Raw genomic sequence first — 19,940 nt, forward strand, 5'->3', positions numbered from 1 at the left:
CCACATTTAAGTTGCATGTCCGCGCAGCTATAACGCTTCGCCGTGATCCAGCCGCTCGAGCAGGTTCTGCCCGCGTTGCCACAGCGCCTGCTGTTTGGCCAGCGGCATGCGGTCGAGGTTCTTGTACAGCATGCTCATCCGCTGATTGCCGCGCAGCCGATCGCCGTGGCGCATCAGGAAATGCCAGTACAGGGCGTTGAACGGGCAAGCATTGTCAGCTGTGGTTTCACGTACCGAATAGGCGCAGTCGCGGCAGTAGTCGGACATTCGGTTGATGTACTGGCCGCTGGCGCAGTACGGCTTGGAACCGAGGTAGCCGCCGTCGGCATGCATGACCATGCCGAGGGTGTTGGGCAACTCGACCCAGTCGAACGCGTCCATGTAGATCGCCAGATACCAGTCGCAGATCTGGCTCGGTGCGATGCCGGCGAGCAGGGCGAAATTGCCGGTCACCATCAGGCGCTGAATATGGTGGGCGTAGGCATGCTGGAGGCTTTGGCCGATGGCCTGGCGCATGCAGTTCATTTGCGTGGCGCCGGTCCAGTAGAACTCCGGCAGCGCACGTTGGTTGGCGAAGACATTGCCGTCGGCGTACTCGGGCATTTTCAGCCAGTACACGCCACGCACGTATTCGCGCCAGCCGATCAGTTGGCGGATGAAGCCTTCGGCGGCATTCAGCGCGATTGCGCCGGACCAGTACGCCGATTCGACGTCGCTGCACAGTTGGCGCAGATCGAGCAGACCGATGTTCAACGCAGCGCTGATGCGTGCATGGAACAGGAACGGCTCGTCGCTGGCCATCGCATCCTGATAGTCACCGAAACCGGCCAAACCGTAGTCGAGAAAATAAGCCCAGAGTGCCTGCGCGTCGGCGTGGGTCACCGGGTAATTGAAATCGTCGAGGCTGCCGTAGTGACTGGCGAAACGCTCGGCGACCAGTGCCAGCACCTCGCGAGTGATCGCATCGTTGCCGAACCGTGCGGGGTAGGGGGGCTTGGCGCCCTTGGGCAGGGCTTTGCGGTTGTCGCTGTCGAAGTTCCAGGCGCCGCCGACCGGCGTGCCGTCACCGTTGAGCAGCAGGCGACTCTTGCGGCGCATGTCGCGGTAGAAGTACTCCATGCGCAGCTGTTTTTTTCCGGCGGCCCAGGCGCGGAATTCATCGCGGGAACAAAGAAAACGCCGGTCGGCGTGCCAGTGAATGAGCAGTCCGCAATCTTTCACTGATTGTTCCAGACGCCAGTCGCCGCATTCAGTGAGGTGCACTTGCTGCGCTTGCAAAAGCGCCTGCCAGCGCTTGAGTTCGCCGGGCACCGAGCCGCTGTTCTGCGGGTCGTCGAGGGTGACGTAATGCACGCGCATGCCCTGGTCTTGCAGGGCCTTGGCGAAGTGGCGCATGGCGCTGAAGATCAGCGCGATCTTTTGCGGATGGTGGGCGACGTGGGTGGCCTCTTCCATGACCTCGACCAGCAGCACAGCGTCGTGCGCGTGGTCGAGATCGGCGAGGCAAGCGAGGTCGAAGGACAACTGGTCGCCCAATACCAGACAGAGCCGATGGGTGGTGTTCATGTGCACGGGTTCAGGTAAGGAGCAGCAACAGGTGCTCGGCCAGGGGTTCGTTGTTTTGGCTGCGAATACTTATACAGATTGTAGTTCGTGTATAGATATTTGCGCGCTACTTCATCGAGAACCTGGCCCTGCCTCAATCGTGCACACGCTAGCCGCTATACGCCGGGTAATCGGTATAGCCTTCAGCGCCACCACCGTAGACAGTCGCCGGGTTCAGCACATTCAGCGGCCAGCCGTTGGCGATGCGCGCCGGCAGGTCAGGGTTGGCCATGAACGGACGGCCGAACGCGACCAGATCCGCCAGGCCGGATTCCAGCAAGCGCGCGCCGGATTCGGCGGTATAGCGCCCGGCATAAATGATCGCGCCGCTGAAGGTGTCGCGCACGGCCTGACGGAAAGTCACGGGCATTTCGGGGGCGTTGTCCCAGTCCGCTTCGGCGATGGACAGATAGGCGATGCCCACGTCCTCAAGGATCTTGATCGCTTCGATGTAGGTGGTGTGCGGATCGTCTTCGACCAGGCCCAGATACGTCCGTGCTTCATCAGTGGTGGTGAACAGCGGCGCGAAGCGCACGCCGACCTTGTTCTTGCCAATGCATTCGGCGACGCCGGCGACCACGTCACGCAGAAAGCGCAGGCGATTGGTCAGCGAGCCACCGTACTGGTCGTCGCGCAGGTTGCTGTGCGCCGAGATGAACTGATTGACCAGATAACCATTGGCGCAGTGCAACTCGATGCCGTCGAAACCGGCGTCCATCGCGTTTCGCGCAGCCTGGATATACAACTGCACCAGTTCTTCGACTTCCAGCGTGCTGAGTGCACGCGGCGCCGAAGGGCTGACCAGTTCACCGGAGCCGGGCGCGGTTTCGATGAACACGCTGACCCGATCGGTCGCCACCGCCGAAGCCGATACAGGGGCCGCGCCGCCGGGTTGCAATGCGCTGTGCGAGACCCGGCCGACGTGCCACAGCTGGGCGAAAATCACCCCGCCAGCGCCGTGCACGGCCTCGGTGACCTTGCGCCAACCGGCGATTTGTTCCGGGGTATGGATGCCCGGCGTCCACGCGTAACCCTGGCCGCGCGGTTCGATCTGCGTGCCTTCGGTGATCAGCAGGCCGGCGCCGGCACGTTGCTGGTAATACTCGGCCATCAGCGCGTTGGCGACATTGCCTGGTTGCGTGCTGCGCTGGCGGGTCAGGGGCGGCAGGACGATACGGTTTTTCAGGGTGTGGCCGCCGAGGGTGACGGGGGTAAAAAACGGGTTGTGCTTCATGGGGGGACCTTGGGTGTAATTAGACCAGTCGACTATTAATCGAATGAAAAAAACGCCGGGCCAACCGCGCACGGCGTTCTTGTGGTTTGGATCGAACTTAGCCGAGCAGTTTCAGCAGTTTCTCGGCGACGGCGGCGGAGCTGGCCGGGTTCTGGCCGGTGACCAGTTGCCCGTCGGCGACCACGTGTACCTGCCAGTCAGCGACTTTCGAGTATTGACCGCCCAGACGCTGGAACTCGTCTTCGATCAAGAACGGCACCACGTCGGTGAGGCCGACCGCTGCTTCTTCAGCGTTGGTGAAACCGGTGACGTTGCGGCCCTTGACGATTGGCTGGCCGTTGGTCCGAACCACATGAAGCAGCACGCCCGGTGCGTGGCAGACAAAACCGTGCGGCTTGTTGGCGCGGTCGAAGGCTTCGATCAGGGCGATCGAGTGCTTGTCCTCGGCCAGATCCCACAGCGGGCCGTGGCCACCTGGGTAGAACACCGCATCGAAATCGTCTGCGCTGACCTCGGCCAGGCGTCCTGTGTTTGCCAGTGCCTGTTGGGCGGCCGGGTCCTGGCGGAAGCGATCGGTTTCAGCGGTCTGCGCGCCGGGCTCGTCGCTTTTCGGATCGAGCGGTGGTTGACCACCGGCCGGCGAGACCAGCGTGACGTCGGCACCGGCGTCCTTGAAGGCGTAATAGGGGGCGGCGAATTCTTCCAGCCAGAAACCGGTTTTCTTGCCGGTGTTGCCCAGTTGGTCGTGAGAGGTCAGCACCATCAGGATTTTCATAACGCACCTTTGTGTGAGTCAGGTGTTTCGTGGGAGAGGGATTCGCCCATCGCTGGCACCCGGCAGAAATCGTTTGTCGGGGCGCAGCATAGATCTCAATTAGACCAGTCGTCTAGTAATTTTTTATCTTTGGTTTTTTCGTTGTCAGTTATGGCAAACTCGCCTTCCTTCTCAGCATACGACTGGTCTATTGCCAGCTAATTCGCGCCCCATGAAACCGACCTACGACGACACCCGCCAACACTTGCTCGACACCGGCCACCGGATGATGGCCGAGAAGGGCTTCACCAGCGTTGGCCTCAACGAGATCCTGCAGACCGCCGGTGTGCCCAAGGGCTCGTTCTATCACTACTTCAAATCCAAAGAGCTGTATGGCCAGGCGCTGCTCGAGGATTACTTCGTCGGCTACCTCGCCGACATGGAGCGCCGCCTGACGCTGCCGGGGCTCAACGCCTACGAGCGGCTGATGGATTACTGGCAGGGCTGGCAGAACCGCTGCACCCTCGAAGGCCACGGCGATGAATGCCTGGTGGTGAAACTCAGCGCTGAGGTCGCCGACCTCTCCGAGTCGATGCGCCTGACCTTGCGTGATGGTGCCGAGCGCGTGGTGTCGCGGATCACCGAATGCCTCGAACAGGGCCAGGCGGACGGCAGCCTGCCCAAGGGCGATGCCCGGCATCTGGCGGAAACCCTGTATCAACTGTGGCTGGGCGCCAGTCTGTTGAACAAGTTGCAGCGCACCGGGCAGTCGCTGCAAACCTCGATGGCGATGACCACGCAGCTACTGGGCCACTGATTCGAAACCCCGGCAGTCAGCAATCCTGACCAACATTACAAATAAGAATAAGTTTCAATTACGCATTGCACTGGTATACCATGCGCGCCGTTTCGCTGGCAGTTCTGCCATCCGTTCTGGCCTATTCGTAAAGGTTTCCTTTTCATGCGTCGTACTCTGCTTTCCATTTGCGTGCTGCAGGCGTTGTCTTCTTCTGCGTGGGCCGAACAGGCCGATTCCACCTCCTCAGTGCTTGAGCTGGACGCCACCGATGTGGTCGGCACGGCAGATTACGAACGGGCCGACGGCCCGGTGCAGGGTTATCGCGCGACGCGTTCGGCCAGTGCCACGCGCACCGACACGGCGATTCATGAAACCCCTCAATCGATCAGCGTGGTGACCAAGGATGCGGTCGAGGACATCGGTGCCACGCGCTTGCAGGACGCCCTGGATTACGCCGGCGGCGTCGGCCGCGCGAACAATTTCGGCGGCCAGGGCCTGACCACCTTCACCGTGCGCGGCTTCACCACCGGCGAGTTCTATCGCAACGGTTTCCCGATCAACCGCGGCTACCCGAACATGCCCGACGCCAACACCATCGAACGTCTGGAAGTGCTGCGCGGCCCGGCGACCACGCTCTACGGTCGCGGCGATCCCGGCGGCACCTTCAATGTGGTGTCCAAACAACCGCTGGCCGAGCGCACTGTCACCCTGGGTAGCCAGCTCAACGACCAAGGCATGAAACGCGGCACCCTCGATGCTTCCGGACCGCTCGATGAAGAGGGGCGCCTGGCGTATCGGCTCAACGTCGTAGGCGAGGGCGGCGATACCTTTCGCGATCACGTCGAGACCGAACGCTACGGCATCACGCCGGTGCTGAGCTGGCAGGCGACCGACGCGACCAAGCTGATTTTCGAAGGCGATTTCATGCGCAACAATGCGCCGCTCGACCGTGGCGTAACGCGCTATCCGAAGCAGATCGGCACCGCCTCGCGCGATACCTTCTTCGGCGAGAAGGACGTCGGCAAACTGCACAACGACAACAACATGGCCCAATTGCGCTTCGAGCATCTGCTCAACGACGACTGGACCCTCGGCGGCGGTTTTCAGTGGCTCGACGGCTCGCTGCAAGGCAACGCGATCGAAGCCAACGGCATCGCCGCTGACGGTCGCACCCTGGGGCGCAACTTCAACTACCGCAAGCTGGAATGGACCGACAAGGACACCCAGCTGAATCTGACGGGGCACTTCAGCACCGGCGGCCTGCAGCACACCTTGCTCACCGGCATCGAATACGAAGATTACGACTACAAGTCGATCATCCAGCGCTCCAGCGGTGCGGTCGGCGCCTACCCGATCGACATCTTCGCTCCGGTCTACGGCCAGCCGCGCCCGGCCCTGACCCGCACGCCGACCCACGACAAGGAAAACCTCAAGACCTACGCCGCCTTCGTCCAGGATCAGGTGGCATTGACCGAGCGCCTGAAAGTGCTGGCCGGGGCGCGCTTCGAGCGTTTCGAACACGACTACGAGACCTACGTGCCGGGCGGCAAGAACTGGCAGGCTGCGGATAACGCGGTGACCCCGCGGCTGGGCGTGACCTACGATCTGACCGAAACCCTTGCGGTCTACGCCAACACCGCGCGCTCGTTCAAACCCAACACCGGCGCCAGCCGCGTCGGTGGCGGCTTTGCCCCGGAGAAAGGCAAGTCCTATGAGATGGGCCTCAAGTGGGAGGCGCTGGATCACCAGTTGAGCGTGGATGCGGCGATCTACCAGATCGAAAAACGCAACGTGCTGACCACCGACCCGGTCGACTCGACCTTCAGCGTCGCGGCCGGCGAGGTGCGCAGCCGTGGCTTCGACCTGAACGTCGCCGGCAACCTGACCCCGGAATGGCGGGTCATCGGCGGCTATGCCTATGTCGATGCCGAAGTGACCAAGGACAACACGATCCGCTCCGGCACACGCCTGCTGAACATTCCGCAAAACAGTTTCAGTCTGCTCAACGTCTATGAATTCCAGGACGGCGCTCTCAAAGGCCTGGGCCTCGGCACCGGGCTCAAGTATGTCGACGAACGCGCCGGGCAAACCGCCAATACCGCGTTTTCGATGGGCAGCTACACGGTGGTCGACTTGTTGGGCTTTTATAAGGTCAACGACAAGGTGCGGCTCAACCTTGATCTGAAGAATCTGTTTGATCGTGATTATGAGGAAGGGGCGTTCGGCAACGTTTACGCCTATCCGGGCGCGCCGCGGACGGTGCAGGTGGGGATTTCTTACACCTTGTGAGGCGGCGGTCAATCGCGTCAACAGCAGCCCCTCACCCCAGCCCTCCCGAAACGTCGGACCGCCCAGAGGGAGAGGGAGCCGACCGAGTCGACCTGATCGTTCCCACGCTCCGCGTGGGAATGCAGCCCCGGACGCTCTGCGTCCAGAAGCGTGACGCAGAGCGTCACAAGAGGCATTCCCACGCGGAGCGTGGGAATGATCAGGTTGGGGCGCTCGGGCTGGTGCAGGGCTGCCATTTCAGCCGCGGCGCTTACCCGGTGACACACCCCTGCGGCACCTTGCCGGCAAAGCTGTCGAGCAGGCTGGCGACCACCATTTCGCCCATCCTCGTACGCGTCTGCAAGGTGGCGCTGGCGCGGTGCGGTTGCAGCACCACCTGTTCGTTGCTGAACAAGGCTTCTGGCACATTCGGCTCATCGACAAACACATCCAGCCCGGCCCCGGCGATTTCGCCGGCCGTCAACGCCGCCAACAGATCCGCTTCGTTGACCAGTTTGCCGCGCGCCACGTTGATCAGATAACCACCCTTGCCCAACGCTTGCAGGACTTCAGCGTTGATAATCGCTTCAGCCTTGTCGGCCGCGGCGGCGAGTATCAGCGCGTCGCTGTCGCGCGCCAACTGCTTGAGATCGGCGACGAAGGTGTGGCTGACATCGCTCATCGGCTGCAGATCGGTGTAACTGATCGGGCAGCCGAACGCGGCGGCGCGGCTGGCCACTGCACGACCGACCCGGCCCATGCCGACAATGCCGATGCGCATGCCCGATACCTGTCGCGCCAGTGGCAGCGGCGCCAGCGGCGTCGGGCTGTGCGGCCATTCACCCGAGCGCACGTAGCGATCGCTGGTGCACAGTCCACGGCACACGGCGATCAGCAAACCGATGGCGAGGTCGGCGACGTCTTCGGTCAACGCGCCGATGGTTGCCGTCACGCGAATGCCTCGATCACGGGCGTACGCCAGGTCGACCGCGTCGGTGCCGACACCATTGACCGCCACCACTTCCAGCCGCGGCAGTTGCGCCATCAACGCCTGGCTGATGCCGGTGTGCCCGCCGGTGATCACTCCGCGAATATTGGCGCCGTGCTCACGCAAATAAGCGGCTTTGTCGGCCTGCTGGAAATAGCGTCTGACGGTGAACAGTTCATCGAGACGGGCGTTGATTTCAGGGATCAGAATCGGGCTCAACTGCAAGACTTCGGGCTTCATGTAAACCTCACTTACCGAATAAAAAGGCCGGCTCAACCGCGACCGGCAAACGGCATGGCGGTGGCCATGACGGTCATGTTCAGAACGTTGGCCGACAGCGGCAGGCCAGCGATGTAGCGCACGGCCTCGGCGACGTGCTTGACGTCGACCATCGGCTCGACAGCGATACTGCCGTTGGCCTGGCGCACGCCGCGGGTCATGCGCTCGGACATCTCGGTCAACGCATTGCCGATGTCGATCTGGCTGCAGGCGATATTGAATTCGCGACCGTCCAGCGCCAGCGATTTGCTCAGGCCCAGCACCGCGTGTTTGCTTGCGGTGTAGGCGCTGCTGAACGGGCGCGGCGTGTGCGCGGAAATCGAACCGTTATTGATGATGCGTCCGCCCTGTGGCTGCTGGCGGCGCATCAGGCCGAAGGCGCCGCGGGCACACAGGAAAACCCCGTTGAGGTTGGTGTCGATCACGTTGCGCCACTGCTCGAACGTCAGTTCATCCAGCGGCACGGCAGGGGCATTGACCCCGGCATTGTTGAACACCACGTCGAGGCGTCCGTAGACCTCGGCAATGGTTGCGAACAGCGCGTCGACACTGGCCGGGTCGCGCACGTCAGTGGGTACTGCCAGCGCTTGGTGACCTTCGCTCGCCGCCAGTTCGACCAGCGCTTGCAAAGGTTCCGCGCGGCGCCCGGCGGCGACCACGGTGAATCCGTCGGCCATCAGGCCCAGCGCCACGGCGCGACCGATGCCGCTGCCGGCACCGGTGACCAGCGCGACCTTTAGCGGTGAAGAATTGGACATGCTCGGGTACTCCTTATGCAAATGGCTGAGGGCGAGCGCCGACGCGCATTTCCAGTTGACCGATGCCGTCGATGCCAGCACTGATCAGGTCGCCGGGTTGCAGCGCATCGACGCCCGCCGGGCTGCCGGTCATGATCAGATCGCCGGCGCGCAACGCCACCGAACGAGAGATGCGGCTGATCACTTCACTGACCGACCAGATCTGGTTGTCGAGGCTGTCGCGCTGGCGTTCCTCGCCGTTGACGTTGAGCCACAACTCGCCCTCGGGATGGCCGCCGCGGCTGACCGGCACTATCGCCGTCATCGGTGCGGCACCATCAAAAACCTTGGCTCCTTCCCATGGCAGGCCCTTGCTCTTGGCCGCCAGTTGCACGTCGCGGCGGGTCAGGTCGAGCCCGGCGGCGTAGCCCCAGACATAGGCCAGCGCCTGGTCTTCGGGAATGTTCGCGCCACCTTCGCCAATCGCCACCACCAGTTCGATTTCATGGACGAATTCATCGGTCAGCGGCGGGTAGGCCACTTCACCGACGGCGTCGATAACGTTGCTCGCCGGCTTCATGAAAAACACCGGTGGCTGGCGCGATTGGCCCTGGCTGTCCGGCCACGGGTAGTTGCGACCGACACAAAACACCCGACCGACAGGAAAGCGTTGCGCGCTGCCCAGCACCGGCAAGGTCGCGGGCAGATCCGGAGTGAAAACGTATTCAGTCATGTTCATCCTGTGAGGTCCTGTGTGTGAGATCAGCCTACGGCGGCGCGCGTCGATGTAGTTGGACGATTGCCGCTTCGGCTTGGAGAAAACGGTGCTGTTGCGCTCAGCGCGGTTTCAGTTCGATGCGGTACAGCCGGCCGAGCAGCAGCGAGTAGGAGAGGGTACCGATCAGCGCCACGCCGCCGATGAACCAGAACGCCCAGGCGAACGAGCCGGTGGCATGGACGATGGCGCCAATCACGATCGGCGTGACGATGCCGCCGATGTTCGCCGCCAGGCTGGTGATGCCGCCGGTCAGGCCGATCAATTCCTTGGGCGCGACTTCCGAGACCGCCGCCCACGAAGACGAGGCGATGCCCTGGGCGAAAAAAGCGATGGTCAGCACGGCAATGCAGATGGTGTTCGAGTCGGTGAAATTCACCAGCACGATCGACATGCCCAGCATCGACCCGACCACCAGCGGCAACTTGCGCGCGAATGACATCGAGTAGCCGCGGCGTATCAATCCGTCTGAGACGATCCCGGCGAGCAGGATGCCGACGGTGGCGCCGACGAAAGGCAACACGGCGAAGATCCCGGCCTTGATCATCGTCAGTTGGCGTTCTTCGATCAGGTAAGTGGGGAACCAGGTCAGGAAGAAGTACAGCGCCGAGGTGCTGGCGAACTTGCCGATGCAGATCGCCCAGACCTGACGGTAGCTAAACAGTTCGGCGATCTGCCGCCAGTTGAAACGGGTGCGTTCCTGACTGCTTTTGACCAAACCGCCGCCCGCTTCGATGTACTGCAATTCGGCCTTGCTGACCTTTTTGCAATTGAGCGGATCGCGATACAGGTACAGCCACAACACACCGAACACGATGCCCAGTGCGCCGGTGCTATAGAACACGTGGCGCCAGTCGAAGGTGGTCGCCAGCCACAGCAGCGCGCCGGTGAACAGCGCCGTGCCGAGGTACTGGCCGCAGACATAAATGCTGCTCGCCAGTCCGCGTTCGCGCGCCGGAAACCACACCGTCACCGCGCGGCTGTTGGCCGGGAACGCTGGAGCTTCCATGGCGCCGACCGCCAGACGCAGGCCGAACAGCGACGCGAAACCGGTGGCGAAGCCTTGGCACACGGTGACCGTCGACCAACTGATCAGCGACACCCCGTAGGTGAAGCGCGAACCAAAGCGGTCGGCGATGAACCCGGCCGGCACCAGCGCCAGCGCATAGGTCCAGGCGAACGCGGAGAAGATCAGGCCCATCTCGATCTTGTCCAGGCCCAGATCCTTGGCCATGAACGGTGCGGCGATCGAGATATTGACCCGGTCGATGTAGTTGATGATGGTCGCGATCAGCAACAGCGACAACATGAACCAGCGCCGTCGCGAGGGCAGGCGTTGCGGCACCACGGCGTCGCGCGCGCCGGCAATAACCGGCGGCACACTGGCTTGAGAAGCATGGGAATTGGACATGGTCGGACCTCGTTATTGTTAGAAGGGTCGAGAGGTTTTCGCGCAGCCGAAGGCCTTGCCCACAAGCGTCGGGGCAGACAGATCGGCATTGAAAAGCAACGGCACGAAGGCCCGGCGTCAGACGTTCAGGTACGTCTCACGGCAGGCCGGTTCGGCGGGATCGGGAGGGGCGGCGAGGGGCAATGGCTGGATCATGACGTGCACACCTTTGATTGTTTTTGGAGGAGGCTGGGCTGCGTTGGCTATTACAGTGGTCGTACAACATCCTCAGATCAAGCCAGGGGTTAGAACGTTTTTTCTTATAACGGGAGCGCTGGTTAAACCTGTCCAAGAAAAAAATTTCAAACGGTAAGCGCCATTCTGATTGCTGAATCTGATAAGCAATTGAAATAAAACAGAAATACGTTTTGGTAGGGCTTTTGGTTTTTTGGACAGGCGAAATGCCATTCTCCAGCGGAAAAAATTACCGATGCTCACGTCATCGTATGACTGCTTGCTGCGTCGCGGGCTTGCCTGCAAGATGATTCGCGCCCACGTACCCGCCGAAGGACCCTCAGCCGATGTCGTCACCGCACCGGATTCCCACCTACGTCATGCAGCAACGCAGCGAATTGACCGACTTCTACATTCGCGACAAAAAGGGCCGCCGCGCCGAAACCGCGCCGCATCGCCACGAATACTTTCAGATCCAGATCAACCTCGGCGGCGACACCGTGCAGCACATCGGCAACGTCGAACGTCCGTTCCCGCGCAACACCCTGGCGTTCATCCTGCCGCACCGTGTGCATGTGATTCCGCACCCGGCGGAGAGCAATTTCATCGTCATCAATTTCTCCCAGACCTTCCTGTTGCCGCACTTGCAGTGCGACCCGATGGACCTCGAAGAGGTGTCGATCCTGCTGGCGCCGGAGCTGTCGCCGTTCCGCTTTCAGGAGCATCTGGATTTCATTCTCGCGGACGCCGATTTCACCGGTGTCTGTGCGCTGATCGAGCAGATGCGCCGCCTCGACGAGAATCGCCAGTTCGGCACGCGGGAGATGCTCAAGGGCTTGTTGCTGCAGTTGATCGGCAGCGTGTGTTTTCTGTATGCCGAGCCGCTCAAGCGTCTGGCCGAAGAAAACGCCGCCGAGGTCAGCCGACGCGATGCGCTGAGCCGCATGTTCGAATACCTGCGCAAGAATATCGCCGACCCCGACCTGAATCTGATCAAAGTGGCGGCGGCAACGTACCTGTCACCGACCTATCTGACCCACTGGTTGCGCAAGGAAATCGGCAAGACCTTCACCGAACTGGTGCTCGAGCGGCGGATGCACGCAGCGCGCAATTTCCTCCTCAACAGCACCCGCTCCGTGGGCGAGGTGGCGCGCTTGTGCGGCTTTGCCGACGAGGCGTATTTCTCCCGGCGTTTCCGGCAGATTCACGGCCAGCCGCCGGGACAGTTCCGCCGCCGCCAGCTCAACCCGGATACGCCGCAAACGCCATTGAATACCTGACGGGCAACGTGTCAGGGCAGGAGCAACAAGGGCCGCCAGACGATGGCGGCCGGGTCGAGCAGGGCGGCTGGCGGCTCGGTCTCGAGCGTTTGCGCCTCCTCGGGCGCAGTTGTGCCGAACTGCTGTGTGTGGGCAGGCGAATCTTCGGCATAGCCGGCAACGTCATCGACAGGCATGCGGCTATTTCATCCGCACAACGACTTTACCCTTGGCGCGGCCCTGTTCGACATAGGCCAGCGCTTGCGCCGTCGACTCAAAGGCAAAGCTGCGATCCAGCACCGGCGCCAGCTTGCCGGCCTCGATCAACGCGCTGATGTCGCGCAGCTGCGCGCCGTTGGCCCGCATGAACAGGAAGCTGTAACTGACGTTGTGCTGGCGAGCCTTGCGACGGATCTTCAGGCTCAACAAGCGCATGACTTGCCGCAGCGGCCAGGCCAGACCTTGCGCCTTGGCGAATTCCGCAGTGGGCGGGCCGGAGATGGAAATCAGCTGGCCACCGGGCTTGAGCACTTTCAGTGAGTTCTCCAGCACATCGGCACCGAGGCTGTTGAGCACCACATCGTAACCGCGCAACTCATCCTCGAAACGCTGGTGTTTGTAGTCGATCACCACGTCGGCGCCGAGTGCCTTGACCCACTCGACATTCGCCGTACTGGTGGTGGTCGCCACAAACGCGCCGAGGTGTTTGGCCAGTTGAATGGCGACCGTGCCGACGCCGCCGGAACCGGCATGAATCAGCACTTTCTGCCCCGCGCGCAGTTGCGCAATGTCGACCAGTGCCTGCCATGCCGTCAGCGTCACCAATGGGATCGCCGCGGCCTGTTTCATATTGAGGTTGGCAGGCTTGCGCGCGACCGCGTGGTGATCCACGGCAATCCGCTCGGCGAACGTGCCGATGCGCTGTTCCGGCACCCGTGCATAGACCTCGTCACCCGGCTTGAAAGCCGTGACCGCGGCACCGGTCGAGATCACCACACCGGCGACATCGTTACCCAGTACCAATGGCATCGCGTACGGCAAGATCAACTTGAATTCACCGCGGCGGATCTTCGAATCAAGCACATTGACGCTCGCCGCGTGCACCTCGATCAGTACGTCATCAGGCCCAGGTGCGGGCTCGGCGACGTCGCTAATGTGCCCGTTGTGTTTGCCGTAGCGGTCGATGAGAAAAGCTTTCATGGCAGGTAACGCTGGGCAACCGCGGATTGGCGAATCTGCCCGAGCAAGCCCTGACGCGCGGTTTGCAGGTCATCCCAGCGCTGGCCTTCGTGCAGCGGTGGAATGGTCACCGGCTCGCGGCGATCGAAACCGACCAGTGCGGCGTCGACCAGATCGCTGACTTCCATGATTTCGCTCAGGGTGTTGATGTCGATGCCAGCGCGGTCCCAGATTTCCGTGCGGGTTGCGGCGGGCAGCACGGCTTGCACGTACACGCCCAGCGGCGTCAGTTCCAGGCTCAGGCCTTGCGAGAGGAACAGCACAAACGCCTTGGTCGCACCGTAAACCGACATGCCGAATTCCGGCGCCAATCCGACCACCGAACCGATATTGATGATCGCTCCGTCACCGGCCTTGGCCAGACGCGGCGCGATCGCACTGGCGAGGCGTACCAGGGCGGTGGTGTTGAGGGCGACCAGATTGGCCACGCTGTCGGTGCTCTGCTCGATAAAGCTGCCGGACTGCGCGGCACCGGCGTTGTTGACGAGGATGCCGATGCGCGCGTCATCACGCAGGCGCGCTTCGACGGTGGAAAGATCGCTGAGTCGGGTCAGGTCGGCCGGGATTACATCGACGGCAACGCTGTGCTCGCTGCGCAGTTTGGCCGCCAGTGCGTCGAGGCGTACAGCATCGCGGGCGACCAGCACCAGATCATGCCCGCGTTGGGCGAAACGTTCGGCGTAGACCGCGCCGATACCGGTGGAAGCGCCAGTGATCAGGACTGCAGGGCGAGTGGTCATGGGTTTATCTCTTTGCGAAGACAGCGGTTGGGGAAGGTGTGGGAAAGCTGTAAGTGGATTTAGGATGATGACCTAAATCTAAGCTGTCAACGGTTTTGATTATGGCTAACATCTATGTATCATCAACGGATGATTTTTAGCGCAAAGAGGTACCGCTCATGCGAGTCAGCAAAGCCCAGGCACAGGCCAACCGTGAACACATCGTCGAGACGGCGTCCGAGCTGTTTCGTGAGCGAGGGTTTGACGGCGTCGGTGTGGCTGATCTGATGGCGGCGGCCGGTTTCACCCACGGCGGCTTCTACAAGCACTTCGGCTCGAAAGCGGATTTGATGGCCGAAGCCTCCGCCAACAGCCTGGGGCGATCACTGGCGACCGCCGAAACCCTCGACATCAAAGGCTTCATCGACCTCTACCTGTCGCGCGAGCACCGCGACGGACGTGGCGACGGCTGCACCATGGCCGCGCTTTGCGGTGACGCCGCCCGCCAGCCTGATGAATTGAAAGCAACCTTCGCCGACGGTATTGAGCGCACGTTGCAGACGCTGGGCGCCAAGTACCCGACTGACCCTGCAGCAGCGCCGGACGCGGCGCGTTTGAAGATGATCGGACTGCTGGCGCAAGCGGTGGGCGCGGTGATGCTGTCTCGGGCGTGCCCGGATGATTCGGTGCTGGCCGATGAAATTCTTGCGGTGTGTCACGCGCAGATGCTGGCGTCGTTGCCGCCGGCTTCGGAGGATGAGAATGAGTAAACATTGTCCACTCTGAGTGGACGGTGAAACGCGTTTCAGCCGATTTATCCCTTTTCGCTGGGTCAGTAATCTGTACCCAACTTGAACGCAACAACACACTTCAAACTTGAAAAGGGAAGCCAACCATGACCACTCCAACTTACAACCGCCTGAACAAAGACGACGCCATCGTGCTGCTGGTTGACCACCAGACCGGTCTGATTTCCCTGGTGCAGGACTTCTCGCCCAACGAGTTCAAGAACAACGTGCTGGCCCTGGCCGACCTGGCGAAGTTCTTCAACCTGCCGACCATTCTCACCACCAGTTTCGAACAAGGCCCGAACGGCCCGCTGGTCCCGGAACTGAAAGAGATGTTCCCGGACGCGCCGTACATCGCTCGCCCAGGCCAGATCAATGCCTGGGACAACGAAGATTTCGTCAAAGCGATCAAGGCCACCGGCCGCAAGCAGATCATCATTGCTGGCGTGGTCACCGATGTCTGCGTAGCGTTCCCGACGCTGTCGGCACTGGCCGAAGGTTTTGATGTGTTCGTGGTCACCGACGCTTCGGGCACCTTCAACACCACAGTGCAACAAGCCGCATGGAGCCGCATGACCCAGGCCGGCGCACAAATGATGAACTGGTTCTCGGTGGCCTGTGAGCTGCACCGCGACTGGCGCAACGATATCGAAGGTTTGGGCAACCTGTTGTCGCAGCGTATTCCCAACTATCGCAACCTGATGAACAGCTATACGGCGCTGACGGCGCAGCAGAAGTAATCGGTATCGCTACACAACAAAGCCCGCTTTGAAAGCGGGCTTTTTTGAGTTTGAGCGAGTTTTGAAGATGCCCTCAGTCTCGAAATCGCCAACGGATCGAATGTCATGCGCTGAGCTGCTTTTTGAAACGCCTTTTTTCCTTCAGATAACGTCCCTGCAGCGCCATGATTTGCGCTTTGTTGAGAACACCTCTGCGTTTAAGATTGACGAGCAACTGCTCAATGCCGTCGAGTTCGACGGTATCACCTGCCAGCTGCGTGATGGTGACTGCCATGCGGCTTAGGCCGTCACGCTCTGCGGTTACTCGATGTTTTTTAGCCAATTGGCGAACCTCACTCGCAACACTTTCCGCGCTCGACCCCATCACATAAACCTCTCGTTTCATGCTTCAACTCAAGATCCTTCACAGCCCAGCATGTCATCGGGCAATGGTGAGTCGAAATCCACAGGTAACACCAGTTTGCCCTTCATGGCGCCGATACGCCGTGCGCTCGGTTTTCCTGCTGGTACGAGGCGAGCCATCGCCCGGCCATCCTTGGCAATCGTGATGACTTGTCCGGCAGCGGCAGCATCGACGAGTTTCGATAGATTGTTTTTAGCTTCGGCCAGCGCAACGATGATCATCAGTTCACCCCTGTATTTGATCAAGGCCCTCACCATAGAACTATCCATTCAGGCTGGCTGTAGGACACAACGGAAGTTGCGGCGAGAGCTTTCGGCATTTGTCCAGGGATAGGACAAAATCGGTAAAGAGTCTTACAAACGGCTCTCTGGCAAGCCAGCCGCCACGCGGATTTATGTTGCTGTACCGATACCGTTCACACCCCAAACGGAAACGTGTCCTCTTCATGACTCGATGACTCGGGGCTCGACAGCGGTGTAATCGCCGTGGTTTGCGCGAACCACAAATATGCATCGAATTGCTCGCTCAGTGTCGCTTCGAAGTAGTGGCTTTGTCGTTCGGTCTGCGGCCGGTAGATCACCCCGATCGCGCGTTCCAGCAGGCGCCGCGTGAGGGCTTCGCGCAACTCGGCGCGATCTGCCGTGCGCCAGTCATACAACGCTTGCGGGCAAGCGGCTTCGACACAGGCGCGCTCCCAACTGCGCGGCAGGGCGGGAAGCACATTTTTGATTTGCATCGGCGCGTCCCAGTCGTCGGCGGCAGCCACGCTGCCCTGATCGGTGCCCATGCCGATCAGCACCGCGTCTTTGCCAAAGGCTTGCCGGCACAGCTGGCCGAGGGTCAGTTGGCCGCTGTCGCCCATTTGCGTGGCGCGGGCATCGCCGATGTGCGAATTGTGCGCCCAGACGATCGCTTTCGCCTCGTGCGCCTGGCGCATGCGCAACGCTTGCAGGGTCTCGAACATGTGCCGGTCGCGCAGGTTCCACGACTCGCGGCTGCCGCGATACATCGCTCGATAATATTGCTCGGCAGCGCGCACGACGCGGGCGTTCTGGGTGGCGTTGAACAGCGCTTCGCCGTCGTTTTCCATCAGGCTCAGGCGTTCGCTCAACAGGGCCTGAAGTTGCTCGAGCACGGCGCGTTCGCAAGTGGCCATGCCGCCGACTTCAGTGAAATGCCCGTAGAGTGCCGGGTCATCGTGCCAGGGATTCAGGCAGGCGTAGCGCTGTTGTGCTTCGCGGGCCATGGCCGGGTCGGTGTCTTGCAGAAACCCCAGCACCTCGCGAATCGAACTGCGCAGGCTGTACACGTCGAGTCCGCGAAACTCCACGCGCTGCTCTGCCGGCTGCGCTTGATTGTATTGCTGCAACCAGCGGGTAAACGCCTGCACATCGGTGTTGCGCCACATCCAGGTCGGGAAACGCGCAAACGCCGCGTCGTGCCACGCCCCTTTGCCTCGGCCGCGCACGCAGCGATCAATCTGATCGGCGTCCGGCCAGTCAGCCTCGACCGCGACAATGGTGAAACCATGATGGGCAATCAGATGCCGGGTGATCGCCGCGCGTGCTTCGTAGAATTCGTGAGTGCCGTGGCTGGCTTCACCGATCAGCACCACCTGGGCATCGGCGTAGCGGTCGAAGAGGTCGGCAAAGGCGTCACTGCCAACATTCGGCAGCGGTTCGGCGTACTCCTTGAGGGTCGAGACCAGAGTGTCCATGTGCGGATTCTCCGTGGAGGGTTGTGCATTGGAAAACACGCAGCAAACAGCGGTTCCATCGAACTGAGCGGACGGCTGACGGCCCGGCGATGCACCGTTCGTCCAGCGTTGGGCACTTGCCCGGCCCGGGCTTTTCTCAGTTTTAACCACTGTGAGTCACTACGGAGAGCAGACATGGACATTGACGAAAACGCACCGGGCAATCAGTCGCAGCAAGGCGCAACACGCACGACGGACAACGAGGCCGGGCACGACTCCCCGCGCAAAAATCCCGAGGTGCCGCTGCCGGCCGATGACGAAGCGCCGGTTGATGAAGACATGGCGGATGTCGACGCGACGAACTCGCTTTCGCAGGAACATCCCAAGCCGCAATGACAGCGCAGGCGCAGGCGCAGGCGTAGAGCCCTCACCCTAACCCTCCCCCAGAGGGAGAGGAGACTGACCGAGTTGCCCTTTAACGTTACGCCGATCCAGGATATCCAGGCGAACTCAGGCGTGATGATCGTTCCCACGCTCCGCGTGGGAATGCAGCCCCGGACGCTCTGCGTCCAAAGCGTGGCGCAGCGCGTCACAAGAGGCATTCCCACGCAGGAGCATGGGAACGATCAGCGTTCATATAGATAACTCACGGTCGAACCGCCTGATGAATCTCCGTCACCGACATGGTGAACACCAGCTTGGATTTCCCATGATTGGCATACTCATGCGGCACATCGGTCCTGGCCACGGCCGAGCAGCCTGGGCCGATGATCAGTTCCGCCGCGCCAACCTTGAGCCGCAACGTGCCTTTCTCGACGTGAAACAGTTCGGTGGTGCCTTGCGGGTGGCCGGGGGAGCTGTAGCGTTCGCCGGGGAACATTTCCCAGCGCCACAATTCGAGCATGTTCGGGCCGCTGGTGCCGGCCAGCAATCGCGCCGATCCACCGAGTTCGCCGTGCCATAACGTGGGGATGTCCTGACTGCCGATCAAATGTGCTGCGGGCGTGTCGGCGACGTTGACGAAGTCCGCCACGGAAAGCCCCAGCGCGGCGGCAATCTTGCACAGAAGGGCGATGCTCGGGTTGGCTGCGCATTTTTCGATTTCGACCACCATGCCCTTGCTCACGCCGGCACGGCGCGACAGTTCGTCGAGGGTCATGTTCTGTGTTTTACGGGCGTGCTTGAGGGTGCGCGCAACGGCTTCGCTTACGCTCTGGACGTCGGCGCCGGCCTCGGTCGATATATTGACTTTTTTGGTCATTGGTCGCTAGCATCGTTTGAAATTCAGATTTAAGGGGATTCTGGGATGCTGTCTGTCGTGCCGTCAATCGATCCGGCTGTTGCGCAACTGGCGCCGGGCTTCAGAGCGTTGAGTATTGTCGTGCAAGCGGCGCCGATTAGCCGCCCGCTGATTGCCGGCGAAGCGCTGGCCAACGCCTGTCAGACGGTGACGGCGGGCGGTCCGCACTGGGCGGCGGCGCACTTGCAGGCGTGGGCCGAGGTGTTTCGCCGCTTCGGCGCCAAGCCGCAACGTACACCGTGCTCGGCCGAGGCACTGCGCAAACGCGTGCTGCGCGACGGTAGCCTGCCAAGCATCGACCCGGTGGTTGATCTCTATAACGCCATCAGCCTGGCCTACGCGATCCCGGTCGGCGGCGAAAATGCCCAGGCCTACGTCGGCGCACCGCGCCTTGTCGTGGCCGACGGCAGCGAACCGTTCGACACCATGAAGGAGGGAGTCCCGGCCCATGAATTCCCCGACGCCGGTGAAGTGGTCTGGCGCGACGATCGAGGCGTGACCTGCCGCCGCTGGAACTGGCGCCAGGGCGTCAGAACCCGCCTCGATGCCCAGGTGCAGCAGATGTGGTTCATCCTCGAAAGCCTGCCCGAGATGCCGCTGGAAGCACTCACCGAAGCCGGCGACAAACTCATCGAAGGCCTCCAGCAAATGATGCCGGGCGCCGAGATCGAAAGCATGTTGATCGGACCGGGGGCGAGTTGATTTGCGGTCGCGAATCCACAGTCGAATTCAC

At 61.6% G+C, this 19,940-nt stretch carries 21 protein-coding genes; 7 read left to right on the plus strand and 14 right to left on the minus strand.

Features of this window, described 5'->3' with window-relative positions:
• Positions 1–27: 27 nt before the first annotated feature.
• The 3 genes from J3P75_RS11640 to J3P75_RS11650 all read right to left on the minus strand — a co-directional run bounded on the left by J3P75_RS11640 (position 28) and on the right by J3P75_RS11650 (position 3,614).
• The gene (locus J3P75_RS11640) at positions 28–1,566 is read right to left on the minus strand and encodes a cryptochrome/photolyase family protein (protein WP_434710554.1); all 1,539 of its coding nucleotides are present in this window, start codon (positions 1,564–1,566) and stop codon (positions 28–30) included.
• A gap of 148 nt (positions 1,567–1,714) precedes the next feature.
• Positions 1,715–2,839 carry an alkene reductase gene (locus J3P75_RS11645; protein WP_434710556.1) on the minus strand — a complete coding sequence of 375 codons (1,125 nt, stop codon included), beginning with the start codon at positions 2,837–2,839 and terminating at the stop codon, positions 1,715–1,717.
• 97 nt (positions 2,840–2,936) lie between these two features.
• Positions 2,937–3,614, minus strand: a complete 678-nt coding sequence (locus J3P75_RS11650) for a type 1 glutamine amidotransferase domain-containing protein (protein WP_434710558.1) — start codon at positions 3,612–3,614, stop codon at positions 2,937–2,939.
• Positions 3,615–3,825: 211 nt separating this feature from the next.
• On the opposite strand from J3P75_RS11650, the gene J3P75_RS11655 reads away from it, so the two are divergent.
• Positions 3,826–4,410 (plus strand): TetR/AcrR family transcriptional regulator, encoded by a 585-nt coding sequence (locus J3P75_RS11655; RefSeq protein WP_434710560.1) that lies wholly within the window; start codon positions 3,826–3,828, stop codon positions 4,408–4,410.
• Positions 4,411–4,554: 144 nt separating this feature from the next.
• Complete coding sequence (locus J3P75_RS11660; RefSeq protein WP_434710561.1) at positions 4,555–6,681, plus strand: TonB-dependent siderophore receptor; 2,127 nt, start codon at positions 4,555–4,557, stop codon at positions 6,679–6,681.
• Between the two features lie 250 nt (positions 6,682–6,931).
• Here the strand turns inward: J3P75_RS11660 and J3P75_RS11665 are convergent, their stop codons facing one another.
• From J3P75_RS11665 to J3P75_RS11680, 4 genes are all read right to left on the minus strand, one after another.
• A complete protein-coding gene (locus tag J3P75_RS11665) occupies positions 6,932–7,888 on the minus strand; it encodes a 2-hydroxyacid dehydrogenase (protein WP_434710563.1) in 957 nt (318 codons plus the stop codon).
• Positions 7,889–7,920: 32 nt separating this feature from the next.
• On the minus strand, positions 7,921–8,685 hold the full coding sequence (locus tag J3P75_RS11670; protein ID WP_434710565.1) for an SDR family oxidoreductase: 765 nt from the start codon (positions 8,683–8,685) through the stop codon (positions 7,921–7,923).
• 13 nt (positions 8,686–8,698) lie between these two features.
• Positions 8,699–9,403: a fumarylacetoacetate hydrolase family protein gene (locus J3P75_RS11675; RefSeq protein WP_434710567.1), complete on the minus strand. Its 705-nt coding sequence runs from the start codon at positions 9,401–9,403 to the stop codon at positions 8,699–8,701.
• A gap of 97 nt (positions 9,404–9,500) precedes the next feature.
• Positions 9,501–10,850, minus strand: a complete 1,350-nt coding sequence (locus tag J3P75_RS11680; protein ID WP_093100956.1) for an MFS transporter — start codon at positions 10,848–10,850, stop codon at positions 9,501–9,503.
• 560 nt (positions 10,851–11,410) lie between these two features.
• On the opposite strand from J3P75_RS11680, the gene J3P75_RS11685 reads away from it, so the two are divergent.
• Positions 11,411–12,343 (plus strand): helix-turn-helix transcriptional regulator, encoded by a 933-nt coding sequence (locus J3P75_RS11685; RefSeq protein WP_434710569.1) that lies wholly within the window; start codon positions 11,411–11,413, stop codon positions 12,341–12,343.
• A gap of 11 nt (positions 12,344–12,354) precedes the next feature.
• On the opposite strand, the gene J3P75_RS11690 is transcribed toward J3P75_RS11685, so the two are convergent.
• The 3 genes from J3P75_RS11690 to J3P75_RS11700 are packed head-to-tail and all read right to left on the minus strand — an operon-like array spanning position 12,355 to position 14,301.
• Positions 12,355–12,519 (minus strand): hypothetical protein, encoded by a 165-nt coding sequence (locus J3P75_RS11690; RefSeq protein ID WP_434710571.1) that lies wholly within the window; start codon positions 12,517–12,519, stop codon positions 12,355–12,357.
• 4 nt (positions 12,520–12,523) lie between these two features.
• Entirely contained in the window at positions 12,524–13,522 is a 999-nt protein-coding gene (locus tag J3P75_RS11695; protein WP_434710573.1) for an NADP-dependent oxidoreductase, read from the minus strand.
• Positions 13,519–14,301 carry an SDR family NAD(P)-dependent oxidoreductase gene (locus J3P75_RS11700; protein WP_434710575.1) on the minus strand — a complete coding sequence of 261 codons (783 nt, stop codon included), beginning with the start codon at positions 14,299–14,301 and terminating at the stop codon, positions 13,519–13,521. Before J3P75_RS11700 ends, J3P75_RS11695 begins: the two co-directional genes overlap by 4 nt.
• A 158-nt stretch (positions 14,302–14,459) precedes the next feature.
• On the opposite strand from J3P75_RS11700, the gene J3P75_RS11705 reads away from it, so the two are divergent.
• Entirely contained in the window at positions 14,460–15,050 is a 591-nt protein-coding gene (locus J3P75_RS11705) for a TetR/AcrR family transcriptional regulator (protein ID WP_434710577.1), read from the plus strand.
• A gap of 125 nt (positions 15,051–15,175) precedes the next feature.
• Complete coding sequence (gene ycaC / locus J3P75_RS11710; RefSeq protein ID WP_126364192.1) at positions 15,176–15,808, plus strand: isochorismate family cysteine hydrolase YcaC; 633 nt, start codon at positions 15,176–15,178, stop codon at positions 15,806–15,808.
• Positions 15,809–15,911: 103 nt separating this feature from the next.
• Here ycaC and J3P75_RS11715 read toward each other — a convergent pair whose 3' ends face one another.
• From J3P75_RS11715 to J3P75_RS11725, 3 genes are all read right to left on the minus strand, one after another.
• Positions 15,912–16,193, minus strand: coding sequence for a hypothetical protein (locus J3P75_RS11715; protein ID WP_434710579.1), 282 nt, complete (start codon positions 16,191–16,193; stop codon positions 15,912–15,914).
• Positions 16,194–16,201: 8 nt separating this feature from the next.
• Entirely contained in the window at positions 16,202–16,432 is a 231-nt protein-coding gene (locus tag J3P75_RS11720; protein ID WP_434710581.1) for a type II toxin-antitoxin system Phd/YefM family antitoxin, read from the minus strand.
• Positions 16,433–16,626: 194 nt separating this feature from the next.
• Positions 16,627–17,928, minus strand: coding sequence for an erythromycin esterase family protein (locus J3P75_RS11725; RefSeq protein WP_434710583.1), 1,302 nt, complete (start codon positions 17,926–17,928; stop codon positions 16,627–16,629).
• A 174-nt stretch (positions 17,929–18,102) separates the two neighbouring features.
• Between J3P75_RS11725 and J3P75_RS11730 the strand changes: the two genes are divergently transcribed.
• On the plus strand, positions 18,103–18,303 hold the full coding sequence (locus J3P75_RS11730; RefSeq protein ID WP_434710585.1) for a hypothetical protein: 201 nt from the start codon (positions 18,103–18,105) through the stop codon (positions 18,301–18,303).
• A gap of 250 nt (positions 18,304–18,553) precedes the next feature.
• Here the strand turns inward: J3P75_RS11730 and J3P75_RS11735 are convergent, their stop codons facing one another.
• Positions 18,554–19,168, minus strand: a complete 615-nt coding sequence (locus J3P75_RS11735) for a helix-turn-helix domain-containing protein (protein WP_434710587.1) — start codon at positions 19,166–19,168, stop codon at positions 18,554–18,556.
• Between the two features lie 45 nt (positions 19,169–19,213).
• Here J3P75_RS11735 and J3P75_RS11740 point away from each other — a divergent pair, with 45 nt between their 5' ends.
• Complete coding sequence (locus J3P75_RS11740; RefSeq protein WP_434710589.1) at positions 19,214–19,909, plus strand: B3/B4 domain-containing protein; 696 nt, start codon at positions 19,214–19,216, stop codon at positions 19,907–19,909.
• The last annotated feature ends 31 nt before the right edge of the window (positions 19,910–19,940 follow it).

Source organism: Pseudomonas sp. R1-1, assembly GCF_051132135.1.
In the GTDB taxonomy this organism is placed as follows: domain Bacteria; phylum Pseudomonadota; class Gammaproteobacteria; order Pseudomonadales; family Pseudomonadaceae; genus Aquipseudomonas.